Source organism: Vreelandella aquamarina (assembly GCF_900110265.1).
Taxonomy (GTDB): Bacteria; Pseudomonadota; Gammaproteobacteria; order Pseudomonadales; family Halomonadaceae; genus Vreelandella; species Vreelandella aquamarina.
The window spans coordinates 1-2,386 of the sequence record NZ_FODB01000106.1 but is presented as its reverse complement, the minus strand read 5'-3'; the positions used below and the strand labels follow the sequence as shown (position 1 = coordinate 2,386).

Sequence of the window (2,386 nt, the reverse complement as noted above, 5' to 3'; positions counted from 1 at the left end):
GCACTGTCTGGGTGAATGGCGATAATGGCTATATTGCCATGCAGGTCAGTGGGTTAGAAGTGCTTCCGGGGGCCGGTCTCACGGATTCAGGTATAAAGGCTACTTGGAGGACATTCTCCCTGTTGAAGAGTTGCTATCAAGATGCCTGCCGCCTGATTTGCTAAGGGATGCATTGAATTTAATTTTATATAATGGAGCCTTTCTAGACTGGAAGCGCGACCTTTTATTCTGTCAAAGAATGTGGCTTCCTTTTTTGAGGCGGCGTTCACCAGCAATAGCGGCTGCTTTTACCAAAAGTGGTTTTGGATCTGCTTCTTCATTAAGTTTGTTGAGTGATATTTACTATAAGCAAGATGATTGGGCAAGGTGGTTTTTTAGCCAGCTGAGGTTGTCTGAAGATATTTGTGTAGTGGGGAATGCAGCTACTTTAAAAGGTAAAGGGCTCGGTGAGGTGATTGATAGCTATGACAAAGTTGTCAGGTTTAATCATTTTGCTGGTGAGGGTGATATCCCTTCGGGACATAGGAGGGAGCTCGAAAGAGATTCCGGGGTAAGAGCTACAACCTGGGTTGCGTCCCCTAATCTAAAGGGAGAATTTCCATGGGTAGGAGATGTGAGTTCAGTGTTTATAAGTGGCCCTGATATGCGCTATCGCCTTTCAAGGTGGGAGTCTTGGGCGGCGTTTATAGGAAAAGGAATACCTGTGATCACGTTTCCTTTGTATGTCTGGTGCACTTTAGTCAAAAAATTATCGGCGCCACCTAGTGCAGGGTTACTTTTTCTCTACTGGATTCTGGAAGAGCAGGTGGACACACCTATAGATATTGCTGGTTTTCAGTTGGGTGATGATGTTGGGGAGTATCATATGGCGCTACCTGATCACCATGCTGTGAGTCGGCATAATTGGAAGCAAGAGAGAGCTTTGATCAGGGAGTGGGTCAAGGCAGGAAGGGTTCGAGCACTTGATTATGTAATGCCTTAACGGGGTGTCCACTGTTGCTGGGCAAGATCATCATCACGCGGTTGATTTTTGGCAGGTGCGGTAGCGTGGTTGAGAACTGAGAAAGCACGCTTCGTTCGTGTGGGCCCGTCAGGCCTTACGGAAGTCGAGTGGTTAATGGTGATTTGTGAGTGGTGAGTGGTGAGTGGTGATTTGTGAATGGTGAATAGGTGATGAAATCAAAAATATCTTCGGAATACACATCCCAGCCCTCACCGCCAACGAGGCAAGTTATCTCGTCGGCTTTAGAACCGCTGACGAGATCCGAAATCGATGCGTTAAGGCAGAAAAAGAAACAGCTAAGCGCCTATTATCAAAAGGTTATACGAGATCAGCTGGCCAATAGGTGAGTTCAGGCCGTCTACAAGCGTTTACCCTCGGTGCCTGATGACAAGGCGGCGTAGCCCGGCTATAATGTGGCTACAAAGTAGCTACGAAAGAGAAGGAGAGAGTCATGAGTGCTGATACCGTGGTCCGAGCCCGCATCGACAGCGAAACCAAAGAGCGCGCCACCGTTGCCCTGGAGGCTATGGGTCTGTCCGTGTCCGACGCCATACGCCTGTTGATGCTGCGGATCGCCGACGAAAAGCGCCTGCCGTTTGCCGTGCAGGTGCCGAACGCCACTACGGCCAAGGTTCTGGAAGAGCTGGAAGCCGGCAAGGGCAAGCGCTTTGATAGCGCGGATGCGCTGTTCGAGGACCTGGGCATCTGATGCTAACCCCAGTACGTTCCAGCCAGTTCAAGCGAGATGTGAAGCGGGTCCAGAAACGCGGCAAGGACATGGATAAGCTCCGGTGCTTGCTGGGCCTGCTGCTCGAGCAAGCTCCCTTGCCGGATGCTTACCAGGATCACCCATTACGGGGGAACTGGAAGGGATACCGAGATGCCCACATCGAACCCGATTGGTTGCTGCTGTATCGCGTAGTGGATGAGGAACTGCACTTGGCTCGTACTGGTAGTCACGCTGATCTCTTCCGCGAGTAGACAAGGCAAGAAAGGATGATACTTTACCTTGCCGGCATGACTGCTCCTGACCATAAATCAAGGGGTTAGGCACCATCATAGGATGATATTCTTTTTTCATCCCACAGGAAGCCGTAAGCCTTAAGCTGTAAGGGGTGAGAGCTTCGCTTGTAAGGGTAAGGGGGAGGAGCGCGGGCAGTCTCCTTTGCCCGCAGCACGGGTCAGTGGGAGGCGAGCTCGTTGAAGAAGGCTGGGTTGTCCTGGATCATGGCCAGTACCTTGGCCGCCAGGCCGGTGGGGTTGCGGCGTTTGACTTCCCAGGTTGCCACAATATTTGATCATATTTATATAATAGCCCGATTCACCCCTCACCATTCACCCCTCACCATTCACCATTCACCATTCACCATTCACCATTCACCA

Annotated in this window: 3 protein-coding genes; all 3 read left to right on the top strand. The window is 50.8% G+C overall.

Annotated features, from left to right (window positions below):
* The first annotated feature begins 172 nt into the window (after positions 1-172).
* The 3 genes from BMY49_RS17355 to BMY49_RS16935 all read left to right on the top strand — a co-directional run bounded on the left by BMY49_RS17355 (position 173) and on the right by BMY49_RS16935 (position 1,984).
* Positions 173-982, top strand: a complete 810-nt coding sequence (locus BMY49_RS17355; protein ID WP_208596230.1) for a glycosyltransferase family 29 protein — start codon at positions 173-175, stop codon at positions 980-982.
* 472 nt (positions 983-1,454) lie between these two features.
* Positions 1,455-1,712, top strand: coding sequence for a type II toxin-antitoxin system RelB/DinJ family antitoxin (locus BMY49_RS16940; RefSeq protein WP_054641458.1), 258 nt, complete (start codon positions 1,455-1,457; stop codon positions 1,710-1,712).
* Positions 1,712-1,984 carry a type II toxin-antitoxin system YafQ family toxin gene (locus tag BMY49_RS16935; RefSeq protein WP_054641457.1) on the top strand — a complete coding sequence of 91 codons (273 nt, stop codon included), beginning with the start codon at positions 1,712-1,714 and terminating at the stop codon, positions 1,982-1,984. The genes BMY49_RS16940 and BMY49_RS16935 overlap by 1 nt, the downstream gene beginning before the upstream one ends.
* Positions 1,985-2,386 lie beyond the last annotated feature (402 nt).

Excerpts from the sequence above, each read along its gene's own strand:
- BMY49_RS16935 (WP_054641457.1), top strand. The coding sequence starts at position 1,712 with ATGCTAACCCCAGTACGTTCCAGCCAGTTCAAGCGAGATGTGAAGCGG.
- BMY49_RS16940 (WP_054641458.1), top strand. The coding sequence starts at position 1,455 with ATGAGTGCTGATACCGTGGTCCGAGCCCGCATCGACAGCGAAACCAAA.